This window comes from Lysinibacillus sp. CNPSo 3705 (assembly GCF_028674935.1).
Classification (GTDB): Bacteria; Bacillota; Bacilli; order Bacillales_A; family Planococcaceae; genus Lysinibacillus.
Genome location: NZ_JAQZSD010000048.1, coordinates 1 through 17,483, shown reverse-complemented (window position 1 = coordinate 17,483; position 17,483 = coordinate 1). Strand labels below are relative to the sequence as shown.

Here is a 17,483-nt window from a genome sequence, read left to right as displayed (position 1 = left end):
TAGAAGGAGTGAAATGGTAATACAGCACCAAAGAAAGTAGGAAATGACATGACTAAGTATGAAACATTATTGTTTGACGTGGATGACACATTATTAGATTTTGACTTAGCTGAAAATGCAGCACTTGACCGTTTATTTAAACAGGAAAATATTGCAGTAACGCCAACGATGATTGCTCGTTACAAAGAGATTAATGAATCTATGTGGCGTGCTTTTGAACGTGGTGAGTTGTCTAAAGAAGCGCTACATAACACTCGATTTTCAATTGCTTTTAAGGAATTCGGCTTAGATGTAGATGGAGAGTATTTTGAGGCGATTTTTCAAAAATATTTGAAAGAGGCACATCATTATGTAGATGGTGCTTACGAAGTAATTGAACAGCTTGCAGGTAACTATGCGTTATATGTCGTTTCAAATGGCAAAACAATTACTCAAAATAAACGACTAGAGGATGCGAATTTAGCACAATTTTTCCAAGGAATTTTTATCTCGGAGCAAACAGGCTATCAAAAACCAATGCCCGCTTTTTTCGATTATGTTTTTGAACGTATTGATAATATAAATAAAGATAAAACCTTGATTATTGGTGATTCCTTAACATCTGATGTTAAAGGAGGACTACAAGCTGGTATTGATACATGCTGGTTTAATATACGTGGTATAGAAAATACAAGCGATATTCAACCACAATATGAAATTAAAAAGCTTCATGATTTACACTTGTTGTTAGATAACAAAGTGGCAATTTTTTAGGTAAATATTTATACTACGCTTCAACTGTTCGTAAGCTCGAACAATTAAAGTTTAGTTTTTGAATAGAACAATTTTGTGTTAGATGAAAGAAGGGAGAAATAAGATGAAGGGAAAAATTTCAAAGGGTGTATTGGTTGGATTGTTAAGTATATCATTAGCCATTCCAATGCAGGCATATGCCTATCAAGAGCCGACTAGTTATGTACATATGAAAACGCCAAATATGACGGTGTACTCTGCATATGGTGCTACACTTAATGCATCAGAAAAAGGCGATATTTTTAGTGTTAAAGCAAATATTGTCAATAACCGTCAGCCATTAGAAGTGGAAATTTTTAAAAATGGTCAGGATGGGGTCTTAAAACAAGTTGTTAAAAAAGGGGCGTTGGAGCCGGTTGCTTATCGAGATTTAAATGACCGAGTAATTGCTATTATTCATAATAATGCAGAATTAAAATTTGATAATTCACCGCCTAATTATTTTCGTGATATAGAAAGATCAACGTATAGTTCGTATATTAGTACTTTATCGAGGAGGGGCATCGTTCAAGGTAAATCAGCTGATAACTTTGGTGTCAATGATTCCCTAACACGTGCTCAAGTTAGTGCATTATTAACTCGCGCATTTAGCTTTCAACAAGTACAAACAAAACAATTCAAAGATATAGATGTTAAAAAATCTTGGTATAGTGGTTATGTTGGTGCGTTGCATTCGCTAGGAATCATAAACGGAAAAACGCCAACTATATTTGATCCAAATGGCAAAATCACACGCCAGCAGGCAATTTTAATGCTTGGTCGAACATTAGAAGCTGTTAATTTTGTACAAGAAGAAGAGTATGTGATTTTACCTTATCAGGATACCTATTATCTCCAAGGGGAATCATTGCGTCATACTGAGACTTTGTATGCAATCGGTGCTCTAGATACTAATACATATCTCTTGCCAAATCAATTTATTACCCGTGGAGAGTTTGCTAAAATGTTAGCAATGACTTTAAGTGCAGCTGGAAGATTGTAATTATAGTATCAATTTCGTCAAAGCGTAATCGTTGTTGCTGGACGCTACGCTGACGCGCAGAAAATAAGAATGAAGATAAATTTTGCCGAGCATAACAATGTCTCGGCTTTTTTTACGGTAAATTATAACGGATAGAAGAACTAGAGCACCGGCGCGAACTTTAGATAAAGCTATCCGTAGTGCTCATGTATAAAAATCTATAGAACGGGCAAAACCTTTTATGAGACTAGTTTCCAGAAAGGGGAATATCGATGAATACTGTTTTAACTGTAAAAAAACGCGATAAAGGGCGTCAATCCTCATTAACTCAGCTTAGACAAAATGGTGCTATTCCGGGCGTTGTATATGGCTATCAAATGGAATCAACAGCTGTATCACTAGATGCCAGACAATTTGCGAAAATGTTAGCTCAATTCGGCAATAAAAATGTTTTTCAATTAGATGTAGACGGTAAACAGATTAATGCAGTGTTAACAGAAGTACAACGCTGTGCATTAAAGGGTAATGTTAAGCATGTAGATTTCAAGTCCATTAATATGGCAGAGGAACTAGAGGTTGATATTCCTGTAACGGTAACTGGTAATGCTATTGGAGTTGCAGATGGTGGATTCCTATTACAGCCTAATCGTGAAGTTCGCATAAAAGTAAGTCCAACAGAAATTCCAGAAACAATAGAGATTGATGTGACTGATGTAGCCATCGGGACATCACTTTATGTAGGAGATATTCGTCAGCAGTTTACCTTTGAAATTTTACAAGAAGATGACTATACATTAGTGACAATTACTCCGCCTGCCGCTGAAAATGTGCAGGAAGATACAGTAGATGGAACCCCTGAAGTAATTGAGGCTACAGGAAAAAATCCAGCTGATTCAGAAAAATAGAAACAAAAAAGGAGCCATCTTACACTTGGTAAGTGGCTCCTTGCAGTTTATTCTAAAAGTTTCTGTATGGATTGGCGATAACGGAAATACGTGAATAGGTACATGCTGCCAGTTGCTAAAAATAGCCATGGTGGGATAATACGCATGATGGCAAATGGTGTTTCGAATAAAAAAGCAAATAGAAAAGCAAAACCCTTTGCATCCCATAAACCTGGCGTAAAATAAGCATCTTTAATATTGAAAATGTAATAAGAATGGTCATTGGAATAAAAAATCATTAACAATATAAAAGATAGCACTACCCAATTGCTGGAATGTTTCATTAATCGTTTATATTTAGAAATTGTCGAATCATTATCAGAAAATAATTCATCGTTGCCATCTTTTCTTTTTAACCAATAATAGGTACCATCGTATGGTTTTTCCTTTAATGAGTGCCATCCAAAATCCTCATATAACTGTTTATAGTTAGTTCGTTTTTCACGCCGAAGATCTTGCTGATAATCAATACGGATGACTTGTTCAAGATCAGCTGTCTTTTTAAATGTATAAAATCCGCTAGAACTCACATTTGTACAAACCCACCCGTTGGACAACATATGATTTAACCATTGCTCTTCCTTTTCGATATCAAAAAAGATTTTAAACTTTTTCATGTCCATCAGACTCCTCATATAAAGATAAAATTCGCTGTAATCTTTGTTGTTCGACAGCTAGTATTTCTAGTCCCTCAGCTGTTGTTTGATAAACCTTACGCCTCGTATCATGGGTTTCTACAGGCGAAATCCAATGATATTTCAACAAATTTTCAATTGCGCCATACATAGTACCAGCAGCAATCCTTACACTACCAGCGCTCATTTCTTCGATTTTTTGCATCATTGCATAACCATGTAATGGTTCACGTAAGGCGAGTAGAATATAATGCATGGTTTCAGATAAAGGGAGTAATTTATGTTTTTTCACAAGTTCACCTCATATACAGTTCAACTATATAGTTCGATTATATATAGTTGAACTGTATATTGCAACCGAATAAAAAAAGACAATGCACTTTTGCATCGTCTTGTAAGCCTATACTACAGCGCTTTTCACGCCAGTCCATCTCATAAATAATTTTTCATTATACGTTAAAGCAAACTGTACAATCGGTCCGAGTCCGAAAGCCATTAGCACAGTACCAACGCCGATAGGACCACCTAGTAAAAAGCCAATTAAAGCGACAGTTACTTCCATCGTTGTTCGAGAGCGTGTGACACTCCAGCCAAGCTTATGAACCATTAAGAGCATTAATGAATCACGAGGGCCAATCCCTAAATTTGCCACCATATACATACCGCAACCCCAGCCAAGTAATAGTAAGCCACATACATATGAAAGCAGTTGCATCCAAAAACCATCTATATCAGGAAGCAAATAGTTAAAAATATCAATAAAAATTCCTGCTAAAAACATATCTATAAATGTACCTGGGAGCGGAAACTTCTTTGTCATTACTATATCAAACGCTATTATGGCTAGCCCGATGAGAATGGACCAAGTACCAATAGTTAATCCCAATGTTTTAGCTAGTCCAATATGTAACACATCCCATGAACCAACACCGAAAATCTGACCTTTAATTGTCAATGTTATACCTAAGGATAAAAGCAAAATACCCGTTAAGAAGAACAGACACCGTGTGAAAAATGCTTGCTTCATCATTATAACCCTCATTCTAAAAATTCATGTTGTTCAACAAATTATTATAACAATAGATTTTAAAATGAATCGAATATTGTCAATTCGCATTTTTCAAAAAATAGGATTAGGTAAGCTAAATAAGGACAGAATAGTAGGGATAAGAAAGGATGAGATGATATGACCTCTGTGCGAGATGAAATACTAGAAGTTTTAAATCGTGAAAAAATAGGAACGATGGCAACAGTTGAGAATGGCAAACCGTACTCACGCTATATGACATTCCAACATGAAGATTTTGTATTATACACAGTAACGAATAAACATTCTGAAAAAATGGAAGAGCTTCGCAAAAACCCGTATACACATATATTATATGGATACGAAAATGGAGGCTTTGGTGACACATATGTTGAAATTGAAGGAAAGCTAACAGAAATTCTAGAGGAAGGAATAAAAAATAAGTTAGCCGAACTTTTTACAAGTATTTTCGTTGGTAATCAAGATGAAATGATTACACTAAAAATCGAGCCGATTCGTATGCGCTTGATGAATAAAAAAGGAGATCCACCTAAAGAACTCGAATTTACAAACGACCATTAAAATGTGGTCGTTTTTTGATTATTTATCGAAAATGAAGAAATATTCTTTGTTACATAATAAGTCTTAACTTGAATTTAGACGAGTGTTCATGCATGATAATTCAAAAAAGAAAAAAGGAGTGCAAAGAATGACCAACAAACTACAACAGCTTGCACAAAATATTTTAACATCGCAAGGGAAAAATGAGGCGGATTTTATTTTACGTAACGTACAAGTTGCAGATGTTTTTACATTGACGTGGAAAAAAGCAAATATTGTCGTTAACAATGGGCAAATTGTGGCGCTTGATACAATGAATAGATTTAAAGCTAAATACGAAGAGGATGGCGCAGGCAAATATGTTGTACCTGGTTTGATTGATGGACATATACATATAGAGTCATCGATGTTAACACCTGCAGAATTTAGCCGTATACTGATTCCGCATGGCGTTACAACAGTTATTACAGATCCTCATGAAATAGCAAATGTTGCAGGTGCGGAGGGCATTCAGTTTATGCTAGAAGATGCCAAAAAAGCAGATATGGATATCTTTGTTATGTTGCCATCTAGTGTTCCGGGCACTCATTTTGAAAATGCGGGGGCAACGCTGACAGCTGCTGATTTAGAGCCGTTTTTAAAGCACGAAGATGTTCGAGGCTTAGCGGAGGTCATGGATTTTCCTGCGGTATTAAATGGTGAAGCCAGCATGCTTGAAAAGATTATTCTTTCACAGCAGGCTAATTTAGTTATAGATGGACATTGTGCGGGCTTAAATAGTCATCAAATTACTGGCTATCGTGCTGCTGGTATCCATACAGATCATGAATGTGTAACAGCACAGGAGGCTTCTGATCGTGTAGAGCAAGGGATGTATGTACTAATTCGCGAAGGCTCAGCAGCAAAAAACTTACGTGATTTATTGCCTGCTGTCAATGCAACAAATGCACGCCGTTTTGGCTTTTGTACCGATGATAAATACGTTGACGAGTTAATGGATGAAGGTAGCATTAATTTCGATGTGGCAATGGCCGTTGAGGAAGGGATGGAGCCATTGCAGGCTATTCAGCTTGCAACTGTTAATACAGCTGAATGCTACCGTTTATATGATCGAGGCGTTTTAGCACCGGGCTATAAGGCGGATTTTGTATTAATCGAGAACATCGACAATATGCGTGCAAAGGCAGTTTGGAAAAATGGTGTTAAGGTTGCTGAAAACGGTGCGATGTTAACGAATCGGACTGAACCTATTGTACCTGCACATATTCATCGCTCTGTACATTTACCGCATGTAACGAAGGACATGCTTAGTATTCCATTCCACAAAGGGACGAAGGCGAATGTTTTGGAAATTATACCAAATCAGCTTATTACGAACCATTTAGTAATAGATGTACCTGTGAAAGATGGCGTATTTGTACCTTCTGTTGAACAGGATTTACTAAAGCTAGCAGTGATTGAACGGCATCACAATTTGCATACCACAGGTCTTGGTATTGTGAAGGGCTTTGGTTTACGGAAAGGGGCAGTGGCCACTACTGTAGCCCATGATTCGCATAATGCATTAGTGGTAGGTACGAATGATGAAGATATGTTACTTGCTCTGTCACGCATTCAAGAAATTCAAGGTGGTTTTGTCATAGTAGCAGATGGTGAGATATTAGCGGAAATGCCATTAACAATTGGGGGCTTAATGACGGATGCACCAGCAGATGAGGCGAAGAAGCAATTAGCGAGTCTGCATAACGCCCTACACGAGCTCAATCCAACACTAGATTTTCATTTTTTATTGACGTTTTCATTTGTCGCATTACCAGTTATCCCTGCTTTAAAGCTAACAGATACAGGGCTATTTGATGTGACAACATTCCAACATATTCTGGTAGAAGCGGAAGCTTAACATTAGAATATCTCAATGGATTTAAGTAGTATCCATTTCGGCAAAACGAGGGGGATTTCCGTTCCGTCTGAGCGCTTTGTAGCTGCCGCTTCGCTTACGCTACAGAAAAACATTTGAAGCTGCCTCAAGATTTCCTCTCGACCATATAAAAAAACGACCTAAAAGCATAGCTGCTTTCAGGTCGTTTATTAAATACGTGCTTTTAATTTCTTATTTAATATGGATGCTTGCATCAGTGCTTGTTCATCATCAATAATTTCACCAGGTTTGTTTGCTTCACCGATAATATACGAGGAGAACGGCATCTTTAAAAAGTCAAAAATATATTGGAATTGTTGAATCATTGGTAAACCCTTTATATATGGATCGTCACCACCAACAGCAAGAACAATGGCTTCTGTAGTTTGTAGTTTCTCTTTTAGCTGTGGAAACCGCTCATCTCGAATAGCATGACTCAGTCGATCTACCATGTTCTTCATGATTCCCGACATGCTGTACCAATATATAGGTGTTGCAAAAATAACAAGATCACTTGTTAAAAACGCATGGATAATTTGATCATAATCATCATCTACAAACTGAAAGCCATTGTGATCATGACGTAAATCGTTAATGGGTTCAATTGATAAATTTTTTAAATCTATTTTTACATGATTTATGCCATCCAATACATAATTAGTTAGTTGTTCACTATTACTACCGGCTCTAGAGCTTCCAATAAAAGCTGTAATGTTCATAATAATCCTCCTCTATTCTTTAGGCTATAACAAGTGTAAACTTATATTTATTATCGATAAAGCTGAATGTTTCGATGGAATGCATCGAAAAAAACGATTTAGAGGTGGGGAAGATGGATTTTAAACAATTGCAAACGTTTTTAACAGCATCAGAAACGTTAAGTTTTACCCAGACTGCACAGCTACTAGGCTATGCTCAATCGAGTATTACAGCACAAATTAAATCGCTTGAAGAAGAGCTTGATGTAGTCCTTTTTGAGAGGCTTGGAAAACGTATTACCCTTACAGAGGGGGGCAAGCGATTACAACAGTATGCTCAAAAAATGCTAGATTTAAATGTAGATATGAAAAAAGCTGTATTAAATCAACAAGCACAAGCGGTATTAAAAATAGGTGCACAGGAAAGTCAATGTGTGTACCGTTTGCCAAGTATTTTACAACAATTTCAGAAAGCACATCCACAAGTCAAAATCATTTTTAAACCTGTGCATACAACAGAAATAGCCAAAGATTTATTACAGTCAAGCAATCTAGATATAGCATTTATTACGGATGCATATAAGGAAACACCTATGTTACATCGTGAGCGACTAATTCAAGAGCAATTAGTTTTTGTCTGTGCACCTACTAATAGCAACGTGGACAGAGAGGTATTTTCTGTACAGCAACTCTCAAATGAAACGATGCTTTTGACAGAAAGCGGTTGCTCCTACCGCAATCAATTGGAAGTACAGCTTCAGCAGATAGGTGCGCTACCAATACAAATGATTGAATTTGCAAGTATTGAAGCTATTAAGCAATGTGTGATGGCGGGCTTAGGTATTACATTCTTGCCCAAAATGGTGGTGGAGAAGGAGTTAGAAAACAATCGTTTAAAAGAACTGACTACATCTATGAATTTAGCGGATATTTTTACGGATATCGCTTGGCATAAGGATAAACACATGTTTCCATATCTCGCTGATTTTATTGAGATTGCTATGAAGATGTATAAGAAATTTTAAGTAAAAGGTCTAGGTCACTTAGATAGGACACCGTTAAACAAAGAGGAACCACAATTTAGGCTTATCTAAATTTGTGGTTTTGTCACGATACGCGGCAGTTAAAGATAGTTTTTATGTTAAGTAGAACTTGTTTCTTCTTTAGAATTAAAAGATTTATTAAAATCGTTATCAGCACAGAAGGCACTATTTGAATTAACTGTTCAAGATAAAGTACACGCTACGTTTATTTAAAGGTAAACCTACAGTTGAAAAAAATGTTATTGATCGCTTAGATAAAAAATAAAAAGTTTCTGAGAAAACAGAGTAGTACGTTAAATAAAACGCATTGTTGTGTAGACGTTATTGTTGTATATAGAGAAGTGGAGAAACGTAGTATTTGGTTAGTTTAAAATAAGTATAAAAGTGCGAATGAATATTTTTATCCATTCGCACTTTTTAGTTCTTTTCACAAAGAAAGTGAATTATTGTGAATTATAAAAGTACCTCAAGGGTGTTCCTTTATACGTTTTCTTCGGGTCAATGAAAAACTTATTGTTTCTTTAAAGTGCCAGAAAAATTAGTTCCTTCATCATGCTCTGTGCGACAATCTACCTCGGTAATTTTAAGCGCATTATTAAGGAGCTCAAATTCTACTACACAACGATTGCCGTTTGAGGATTTGTTCATCGCAGCCTTAGTGCTAGAAGTAATCGTTGCTGTCCCATCGACACTCCCTGCAGCTGTCCCATCATTGGCAGTAATAAATATATTAAAGCTTTTGCTTGTTGCGTTTGAAATATAGGCATCACGACGATTAAAATCAGTTGTGCCTGCACCCCATTTATAGTAATACGAATAGTTACCATCCCAAGCACTATTAGAAGGTGTTATCAGCTGCATCGTTTTATCTAGCTGACTTTGTCCATTTTTTGCTCGTGTATTTAAAGAAGCATTACTCGTATTTTCATGTATTGCCTGTGCGTCCTCTGAAATTTCATAAAAATTTCTTTCATCCATACGGTGTAGCATTGTTACGACTTGAGCTCGTGTCATATTGTTAGTTACGCCAAAAAATTTCTGTAAATTGCGGTTTTCATACTGAAAGTTTTGTCCAGTGGAAATGTAATAATCGAGTAAAAATTGGATGGATTGATCCAATCCACTTTTACCTTTAGCTAAATGTGTAATTGCCTGTGCCACAACACCGCGCTTCACACTAGCTGCGCGAATATTATTATCAAAATATCCGTTTAATGGAACACCATAGCTCGCAAGACGATTGTAATATTCGTCAGCTCCGTTTCTAGCAGGGGTTTGTTTTTTTAACTCATCATACGGTGATTCAAGCTCATAAAAATTAGCAAGTAATTTTGCGAATTGCTGCTCTGTGATTGTGGCATTGGGCTTAAATGTACCGTCTGGATAGCCATTAACGATATCGTATTCCTCTGCCCACATAATGGCTTCATAGGCATAGTGATCTTCTGGCACATCTTTAAAGCCAGCAGCTTGTGCAGTGTAGCCAGTTGCCACAACAAGTAGGGGAAGCAATAAAGTGCACACTAATTTTTTCATTTGTCTAAGTCATCCTTTCTTTCTAGTCATGTTAATAGTTTGAAGGATATGGATATAAACTGCAAATTTTTTTAGTTTATAGACTGAAGAAAACTATTCTTTTATGAAAGAAGGAATAAAAAGAGATGGTAAATCGTTTAAATAAGTACCTTCAAAAATGGATGCCTATTTTAACACCGCTTAGCTTAGTAATTGGTGTGTTGTTTGGGAACATAGGGCATCAGCTATTATTTTTAGTGCCGTGGCTGTTCGCTGTTATGACATTTGCAGGTAGTTTAAGCATGAATTTTGAAGGAATAAAAAATCTTAAAAAATACCCAACAGCTATATTAATTGTTATTGCATTTTTACACCTACTCATGCCGATTTGGGCTTATTTTGTATCAAATATCATCTTTAGCGATCATCTACTGACAATTGGTTTTGTATTAGCAGTCGCTATACCAACAGGGTCAGTATTTGTAGGGGGCATCTTTCATTGTGTCTTGGGATTATTTTAATCGATACACTCATTTCGCCCTTTGTCATCCCAGCATTACTTCATATTGTAGTAGGGCAATCAATCGAAATTGATACTGTTGGTCTCATTCTAGATTTACTTTGGATGATTGTTGTGCCTTCACTTATAGGTGTAGCGTTAAATGAGTTTACTAAAGGTGAAATTGAGCTTACTTTAGGAAAGAAATTAGCCCCTTTTTCAAAACTTAGCCTATTTAGTATTGTCATGATTAACAGTAGTGCTATTGCCCCGTATATTAAAAATATTAACTTGGAGCTTGTTCGTGTTATTTTGGTCGTATTTCTACTAGCTGTATCAGGATATGCTTAGTATTAGGGCATTTGCTTTGGTAGGATAAAAGCATCGTTACGATGTTCGTTTTTACAGGAGGGATGCGTAATATTGCTGTAGGGGTTGTAATAGCGACTACATACTTTCCGGCAGAAACGGTTATGCCTGTGGTGTTTGGTATGCTATTTCAGCAAGTTCTAGCCTCGTTCTTTAGCCGAGTAATGGAAAAGTATCAGCTGAAATACGCGGAACGTTTACTATAGGTTATAGATATCCGCGGATGTTCGTGAGGAAGCGAGTGTATAAGATGTAATAGCTGCTACCATCGACAGTTATTAGAACATTAATTTTGTGACAATTAATGATGGTAAAGCTGTTACAAAAAGAAGAAAAATTTTGCTGCAAAATCATGAAGTGAAAATAAAAAATATGAGGTTACCATTATGCTACCTTCAGAATATGATGAAGATAAGCAGTATCCCATGTTATTTAAATGTAGGATGGCGGAGATATTTCATATCAGAACTATAAATTTGAGAGTTAACAAAGCCCTATTTTATACAAGAAATTTAAGTGTTCTATGCTTGTCAGAAGTATTTTGAGTACTAATAATGTCACTTAAGAAAGAAGAGTGCATGAATGAGAGAGTTAGATGATGTTAAACTAACGATTCTTCCGTTAATTATTTTACTAATTCTTATACTTTTATGGAAACTGACAGAGTCTGTTGGTGCAGGAATGATAGTCATTATTTTCTGGATAGGCTGGCGGCGCCTTGTAAAAAAATTAATATGAATTGAAAGCGTGGTGTTAGTTTTAAGGCTCCTCAGAAAATACTATCAGACTGTAGCTTTGTAATAAATTTTGATTAATAACCTTAATATAAGAGCATGTTTTGAAAAAAGATTGATCAAAACATGCTCTTATTTATTTGACAGATAAAATTCTATAAAAAAGTTTAATTATTTTTGACCCTTGTTGCTCTTAAGCTTCTTTTGGTTAATGAAAAATTAAAGCAATTTTTTGTGTGAATATATAACTTAAGCGTACCCTAAAAACTGCATGCAACTTAGTCGTTCAATTAATGTACCTCTTCCTTAAGTTTGAATAGCACTTCCATAATTTACTCTGAAAAGTAATTAATATTATTTTATAGAGTAATTTTCGTTGCAATATAACGCGGTTTAATTTACTATATAGAGTAAAGGAGGGGAATTATGGGAAAATGGATGACTTAAGATTAAATGTAAGCTTATTACGCAGGAAAGTACCGAATCTAACAAGTGCAGCCCGACAAGTTGGCTTACGATCGGCAACCGTTTCTAACTTATGCACGGGAAAAATACCTGTTGGTAGAGCCGAGGTTCGGACTTTAGTTGCACTTGCATCATTAGCCGATTGCAGTTTGGATAATCTGATTCTCAGAGGGGAGAAAATTGAAATGATAGAAACTAAAATAAAAACGTTAGATTTATTTGCTCCTATAGCAAAAGGAGGTACTGTCGGTTTGGTTGCACGCCCTGGAATGGGGCAGCTCGTGGTTTTAGCAGAATTACTCTATCGTCTTAAAAATGAAGCATATAAAACAATCCTTTTAATGCCTAAAGGTGAACACCAAGGATTAAATGATCTTGTTGAAAATGTAGAAATCATTACAAACACCATTGAAGACACGTATGAGTGTATTGCGAATATTGGTGGAGACAAAGATATTATGTTCGTTGCAGACAGAACCCATGTTATAACAGGAGGTATCCAACAACTGCAGGAGAAACTTCAAGGGATTGGAATTCATTCTGTTACAACTTTCCTCGTTGATTTGACAGGCGAAGTTGTTGATGAAGATTTACCTTATGGACCACTTGAAACATTTTGGCAATTTGATGCTGATCTTGCTGCAAGACACCGCTATCCAGCCGTTAATCCTCTTAGTTCAACATCAACTGTTCTCGAAGGAGCACATTTGGATCAGGAACATTTCACAATTCAACAAAAAGCCTTAAAACTTCTTCGCCGTTATCGGGAGCTTCGTTCATTAGTAAATGTTAGTGGGATTGAACGGATTCCGACTTCAGAGTTACAAACATACCAAAGAGGAGAGAAACTTGAAGCATATCTAACTCAGCCTTTTTATACTGCTGAGCCCTTTACAAATAAACCGGGCCAATCTGTCAGCCTTAAAGATACTTTGAATGATGTACAAGAAATTATGAACGGTGCTTTAGATTCTAGAGATGCATCAGAATTAGTGTTTATTGGAAGTCTACAATCCTAGAAAAGGGAAGAGGCCTTGTCTATTGTTTTTAAAGTTTCTTCTTCAACTAATCTAACCTGTATGTTTAAGTACATTTCTTTACAATCTTCAAATTTATTTTAATATTCAATAGTAAATCACCTCTTTGAAAAATTAAAGAGGTGATTTTCATCTGAATTTTTTGCAAATTTTAAGCTACACGGACATCGGTTTGATAATGGAATCAAATGATGTTCTTTATCGCTGTCCTCATATGATAGAAAAGGCGATATTCCGTAATTAAAGAACTAAATATATTAAAGACAGGTTCATCATCAAAAGTTGTGGATGACATGTAAATAGTTGGCCTTCGTTCTGACTGGGCGACTCCTCAGGGTCCGGCAATAAGGAACGAAGGATAAAAGCATCACATCCTGTGATAACGCCTTCGTGACCAACATCGTGTTGGCCTGAGACTCTGTAGCGAAGTGGCTCATCGGACGCCCCCAGGAAGCTTTGCTCTGTGCGAAAGCGTAGTGTTAACGTACCGGCAGCAACAAATGTATTTTTCTGTAGCGAAAGCAAAGCGTCAGCAACAATTTTTCTGCGCGAAAGCGAAGCGTCAGCAACAATGTTTTTTCTGTGCGAAAGCGAAGCGGCAGCAACAATGTTTTTTCTGTGCGAAAGCGAAGCGGCAGCAACAAAGCGCCCAGTCGGAACGGAAACCAAGCACACGTTTTGTAGTTGATCCTGAAGACAATGAAATTATTGTAAAATGACTATGTACTAATATTTGTAATTTTGTTACGATTTATTAATTAATGATACAACAAGGAGATATAGCATGTGGCGTAATCGGAATGTATGGATAATTTTATTAGGTGAATTTGTTGTAGGTCTTGGCTTATGGGCTGGGATTATAGGGAATCTTGCTTTTATGCAAGAGGTCGTACCCTCCGACTTTCACAAATCATTAATTATTTCTAGCGGTATATTGGCGAGTTTAGTAGTAGGTCCGTTGGTTGGGCGTATTATTGACAGGTCAATGAAAAAAACAGTTGTACAGTGGGCTAGTGTAGGACGAATTATAAGTGTTTTGTTTATGTTTATGGCACTTTATACAAATTCGGTTATTTGGATGATTCTTTTTTTAATTACGTTGCAAATAGCAGCCGCCTTTTATATGCCAGCTTTACAATCTATTATTCCAATGATTGTAAAGGATAAGGATTTAATTACATTAAATGCTTGGCAAATGAATGCACGGACGATTTCAAGGATTATTGGTACTGCTGCAGCGGGATTCATGTTAAGTTTCTTTGAGCTGAAATGGTTGTACATCATTTCATTTATTGTCTATATGTTGATGTTCGTTATTACGAACTTCCTACAATTAGATGAAACGGCAAATCAATCGTTAACATCTAAGGACAAAGGAGACTTTAAAGAAGTGTTACCGATGGTGAAGGAGCACCCGGTTGTTTTAATGACACTTGTCTTAATGTTAATTCCTACATTATTTTTAGGCTCCTTTAATTTAGTTATTATGAAAATTTCTGAGATTCATCATTCAACGACAATATCAGGATTATTATATACAGTGGAGGGCATAGGCTTCATGCTAGGAGCAGCAGCTTTGAAATTAATTACGGAACGGGTGAACATTGGAACGCTACTCTTTGCATTAGCATTGATCATCGGTTCGATGGAGCTAATGCTACTATTATCGGATATTAAATTTTTTGCGTTAGCAACTTTTGGCATTTTTGGTTTTTCTGTAGGTTGCTTTTTCCCGACGACAATGGTTATTTTTCAAAAGCAAGTGCCAAAAGATTTTCATGGGCGATTTTTCTCATTCCGTAATATGATTGATTCTGTCATCTTTCAGGTCGTCTTATTGTCAACAGGCATGATGTTAGATTTAGTTGGTTTAAGAGGATTGGGACTTGTTTTTGGTATTATTAGTCTAAGTTTAACTATCACTTTTTTACTCTATTCAAAGAAAAAGAGTGTTGTTATGCATGCTCATTAATTAAAACAAAAAAAGAACTGCCAAATGCTTTGGTAGTTCTTATTGCTTTTTATAGATATTCCGAACGGGAAAGCCCAATCTTTTAAGGGAGAGGGGAGCGTGGGGTCTGATAGGGAATGCCACTAAAACCAAAACCGTAGCTCGTTCTTTACTTGGATTAGGCTGGAACTTTGGCTTAATTTGTGGTACTGCTCAAATAGTCGATTCGATTGAGCCGTCCACTCGAGCAAAAACACAAGGGAAAATGGATGTTTTAGTTGCACTAGCAGGGGCTTCTGATGGTGCTCTCTCAGGCATGGAAGTAGCTAATACAAGCTATGCAACATTATCTTTAACTGGAGGCCTATTATCTTTAAACCTTATTCCAGTTGTCATTTTAGTCAAGAAAAGCTTGAGATAAATGATTGATACTAAAATTTTTGATGGTTACTTAAATAGTTTCAAAGTTACAATGCACTTTTTTAAAATCATGTAGAGAAAAATCAAGAATATAGAGTGAATTTAAATAAAACGTTATTAAAAAACAACTTAATTTAAGGTTCCTTTGTTGCCATTCGGTACACCGAAATGTAAATCAAAAGAGCCTTTTTCTCTTAATAAAAAAATAGCTATGTCATTAGCTATTCGTTTTATCATCTGCGGCCTAACTGAATTAATCAGTTGGCTTAATTTTTTTCCATACATACCACGGTATTTTATAATCCATTTTCTTACCTTGTTTACTATTTTTTTCTGTTACTATCCAATTACCATCTTTCTTTTGTACTTTATAATTTACATTTGTCCCATCGGACTTTTTAAAGAGTATATAACCTGTGTTGTCTTTTATAAAGGTTACAGGATCAATAACATTTTTATTGGGTATCTTTCTCTCAGGAAGCAATATGCTGCTTACTATTTCTTCTGCAATATTAAACAGAGATTTAAATTCATTATTTATTTCAGCTTGGTATTGCAATTGATTGTATGTGTAAGAAGGGTAAGACTCTAAATTCAGATTAAAAGACTGTTTTATATCTGAAAGTGTTGCTTTATAAAATTCATTTATATCCTGTTCTAATTTATCGCCCTCATGTTGAAAGCTAGTGGTTTTAACCCCAAATGGACTTATATTAAAAGTCATTGTTTCCTTACCATAAGGAGGGTCATGTGCATGTTCAAATGTTGTTACTTGGACTTCTGCATTAAAATCAAAACTGCCCTCATGCTCTCTTGTAATACCCAGTATTTTAGCACTCTCAAATTGTTTGGGATAGCCATAATAATTAATAATTTCTTTATCTATGGAGGGGAATAGAGTTGTAATCAAAGTATCATAAATAAGTTTATAATCAGGTTGTTCACTTTGTGGATAAAGTTTTCCTGAAAATATTGTTAGCAAAGCATCATTGTATAAGTTCTCATTCGGTGGTTTTTTCGCAACTACTTGATGGCTACTAAGAAGAACAAAAGATAATATTACTAATATTTTCCTCATCAAAAATTCCTTTACTATAGATTTAATTAATGAGTACTTTTCCCTGAAATCTTTAAATTATTCTTCAACTAAACTCCCTCTATAAACATTGATGTATCAACGTTTTCCACTGCTCCGTCACAACACTTGGCGCTGTTTTAGGTCCGAATTTAGTAGAAAGTATGGGTAGATTTGCACTTTTAATGGGGGGCGGGACCCCGAAGACATAGAGCTTAACCAAGAGCAAGGGTGTCCGTGGCGACGCGGAATCTAAAGAAGCTGGATACAAAACAATGGTTCGAGGATCACGAATCTCATAGAAGGCTAGGTATGATAGGATGAGTTTGTATACAAACCAAAGTCCTTTCTGTCCAAGGTCATCATTTTGATGATATATACAAAGTATAGTTAAGATAACAAGATATCTGCTTATGGGGAAAGCAGACATCTTTTTTTGAAGGATTTCTAATGTACAATAAAATTATTGTCCTCAAATACCTGTTTTATATTTTGAAAAAATTTTTTCTTTTTCTAAGATAGAAGTATTCTGTTCATATTTTTTTGGATTAGTTAGCTGTTCAAGCTGTTGTATCAACATATCTTTTAAATCTCCGGACTCTTTCCTATTTTCTTGGGTTTGTTTAACCTCCATAATAAGTATTCTTTGTCCATTTGGTTTCACAATATATTTACGTATATAACCATTTTCATATCTGATTTCAAGTTTAGATTTGTTATTTTCTTCGTCATTGTCTTTATGTATATTTTCATTTCCAAATATATCTAAGAGATTTTCATTTTTTATATTTTTATTTACCTCTGTTTTTAAATAATTTAATGTATTATCTGTCTGAATT

At 35.7% G+C, this 17,483-nt stretch carries 20 protein-coding genes and 1 pseudogene; 14 read left to right on the top strand and 7 right to left on the bottom strand.

The genetic code is table 11. From position 1 onward, the window contains the following. The first annotated feature begins 48 nt into the window (after nt 1-48). The 3 genes from PVA17_RS17905 (at nt 49) to PVA17_RS17895 (ending at nt 2,658) form a co-directional block, all read left to right on the top strand. Complete coding sequence (locus tag PVA17_RS17905) at nt 49-753, top strand: YjjG family noncanonical pyrimidine nucleotidase (RefSeq protein ID WP_274068456.1); 705 nt, start codon at nt 49-51, stop codon at nt 751-753. A 103-nt stretch (nt 754-856) separates the two neighbouring features. Further along, nucleotides 857-1,774 (top strand): S-layer homology domain-containing protein, encoded by a 918-nt coding sequence (locus tag PVA17_RS17900; protein ID WP_274068455.1) that lies wholly within the window; start codon nt 857-859, stop codon nt 1,772-1,774. Between the two features lie 251 nt (nt 1,775-2,025). Next, nucleotides 2,026-2,658, top strand: a complete 633-nt coding sequence (locus PVA17_RS17895; protein WP_274068454.1) for a 50S ribosomal protein L25/general stress protein Ctc — start codon at nt 2,026-2,028, stop codon at nt 2,656-2,658. A gap of 47 nt (nt 2,659-2,705) precedes the next feature. On the opposite strand, the gene PVA17_RS17890 is transcribed toward PVA17_RS17895, so the two are convergent. The 3 genes from PVA17_RS17890 to PVA17_RS17880 form a co-directional block, all read right to left on the bottom strand. After that, the gene (locus tag PVA17_RS17890) at nt 2,706-3,314 is read right to left on the bottom strand and encodes a DUF2812 domain-containing protein (RefSeq protein ID WP_274068453.1); all 609 of its coding nucleotides are present in this window, start codon (nt 3,312-3,314) and stop codon (nt 2,706-2,708) included. Then, nucleotides 3,301-3,588 (bottom strand): PadR family transcriptional regulator, encoded by a 288-nt coding sequence (locus PVA17_RS17885; RefSeq protein ID WP_132360067.1) that lies wholly within the window; start codon nt 3,586-3,588, stop codon nt 3,301-3,303. Before PVA17_RS17885 ends, PVA17_RS17890 begins: the two co-directional genes overlap by 14 nt. A 144-nt stretch (nt 3,589-3,732) precedes the next feature. Further along, a complete protein-coding gene (locus PVA17_RS17880) occupies nt 3,733-4,359 on the bottom strand; it encodes a YczE/YyaS/YitT family protein (RefSeq protein WP_132360065.1) in 627 nt (208 codons plus the stop codon). Between the two features lie 159 nt (nt 4,360-4,518). Here PVA17_RS17880 and PVA17_RS17875 point away from each other — a divergent pair, with 159 nt between their 5' ends. Both PVA17_RS17875 and ade read left to right on the top strand, forming a co-directional pair. Beyond that, complete coding sequence (locus PVA17_RS17875) at nt 4,519-4,941, top strand: pyridoxamine 5'-phosphate oxidase family protein (RefSeq protein WP_132359637.1); 423 nt, start codon at nt 4,519-4,521, stop codon at nt 4,939-4,941. A 127-nt stretch (nt 4,942-5,068) separates the two neighbouring features. Further along, a complete protein-coding gene (ade, locus tag PVA17_RS17870) occupies nt 5,069-6,820 on the top strand; it encodes an adenine deaminase (RefSeq protein ID WP_274068452.1) in 1,752 nt (583 codons plus the stop codon). A gap of 188 nt (nt 6,821-7,008) precedes the next feature. Here the strand turns inward: ade and PVA17_RS17865 are convergent, their stop codons facing one another. Next, complete coding sequence (locus PVA17_RS17865; protein WP_132359633.1) at nt 7,009-7,557, bottom strand: flavodoxin family protein; 549 nt, start codon at nt 7,555-7,557, stop codon at nt 7,009-7,011. Nucleotides 7,558-7,670: 113 nt separating this feature from the next. Here PVA17_RS17865 and PVA17_RS17860 point away from each other — a divergent pair, with 113 nt between their 5' ends. Further along, on the top strand, nt 7,671-8,561 hold the full coding sequence (locus PVA17_RS17860) for a LysR family transcriptional regulator (RefSeq protein WP_132359631.1): 891 nt from the start codon (nt 7,671-7,673) through the stop codon (nt 8,559-8,561). A gap of 528 nt (nt 8,562-9,089) precedes the next feature. Here the strand turns inward: PVA17_RS17860 and PVA17_RS17855 are convergent. Further along, nucleotides 9,090-10,115 (bottom strand): S-layer homology domain-containing protein, encoded by a 1,026-nt coding sequence (locus tag PVA17_RS17855; RefSeq protein WP_274068451.1) that lies wholly within the window; start codon nt 10,113-10,115, stop codon nt 9,090-9,092. A gap of 125 nt (nt 10,116-10,240) precedes the next feature. Here PVA17_RS17855 and PVA17_RS17850 point away from each other — a divergent pair, with 125 nt between their 5' ends. The 8 genes and pseudogenes from PVA17_RS17850 to PVA17_RS17815 all read left to right on the top strand — a co-directional run. After that, nucleotides 10,241-10,615: a hypothetical protein gene (locus tag PVA17_RS17850; RefSeq protein ID WP_274068450.1), complete on the top strand. Its 375-nt coding sequence runs from the start codon at nt 10,241-10,243 to the stop codon at nt 10,613-10,615. Continuing rightward, nucleotides 10,594-10,944: a bile acid:sodium symporter gene (locus tag PVA17_RS17845; protein ID WP_274068449.1), complete on the top strand. Its 351-nt coding sequence runs from the start codon at nt 10,594-10,596 to the stop codon at nt 10,942-10,944. The genes PVA17_RS17850 and PVA17_RS17845 overlap by 22 nt, the downstream gene beginning before the upstream one ends. A 62-nt stretch (nt 10,945-11,006) precedes the next feature. Next, on the top strand, nt 11,007-11,168 hold the full coding sequence (locus PVA17_RS17840) for a hypothetical protein (protein WP_274068448.1): 162 nt from the start codon (nt 11,007-11,009) through the stop codon (nt 11,166-11,168). 376 nt (nt 11,169-11,544) lie between these two features. Then, nucleotides 11,545-11,700, top strand: a complete 156-nt coding sequence (locus PVA17_RS17835; RefSeq protein WP_274068447.1) for a hypothetical protein — start codon at nt 11,545-11,547, stop codon at nt 11,698-11,700. Between the two features lie 430 nt (nt 11,701-12,130). After that, entirely contained in the window at nt 12,131-13,180 is a 1,050-nt protein-coding gene (locus PVA17_RS17830; RefSeq protein WP_274068446.1) for an ATP synthase beta subunit C-terminal domain-containing protein, read from the top strand. Between the two features lie 518 nt (nt 13,181-13,698). Next, nucleotides 13,699-13,917 (top strand): hypothetical protein, encoded by a 219-nt coding sequence (locus PVA17_RS17825; protein ID WP_274068445.1) that lies wholly within the window; start codon nt 13,699-13,701, stop codon nt 13,915-13,917. 65 nt (nt 13,918-13,982) lie between these two features. After that, entirely contained in the window at nt 13,983-15,170 is a 1,188-nt protein-coding gene (locus PVA17_RS17820; protein WP_274068444.1) for an MFS transporter, read from the top strand. Nucleotides 15,171-15,306: 136 nt separating this feature from the next. Continuing rightward, nucleotides 15,307-15,570 (top strand): annotated as a pseudogene (locus PVA17_RS17815) (MFS transporter); the annotation flags it as partial. Nucleotides 15,571-15,822: 252 nt separating this feature from the next. Here PVA17_RS17815 and PVA17_RS17810 read toward each other — a convergent pair. Next, on the bottom strand, nt 15,823-16,647 hold the full coding sequence (locus PVA17_RS17810) for a DUF3888 domain-containing protein (RefSeq protein WP_274068443.1): 825 nt from the start codon (nt 16,645-16,647) through the stop codon (nt 15,823-15,825). A gap of 469 nt (nt 16,648-17,116) precedes the next feature. Then, nucleotides 17,117-17,483: hypothetical protein (locus tag PVA17_RS17805; protein WP_337993618.1), on the bottom strand; the 367-nt coding region annotated here is incomplete at its 5' end.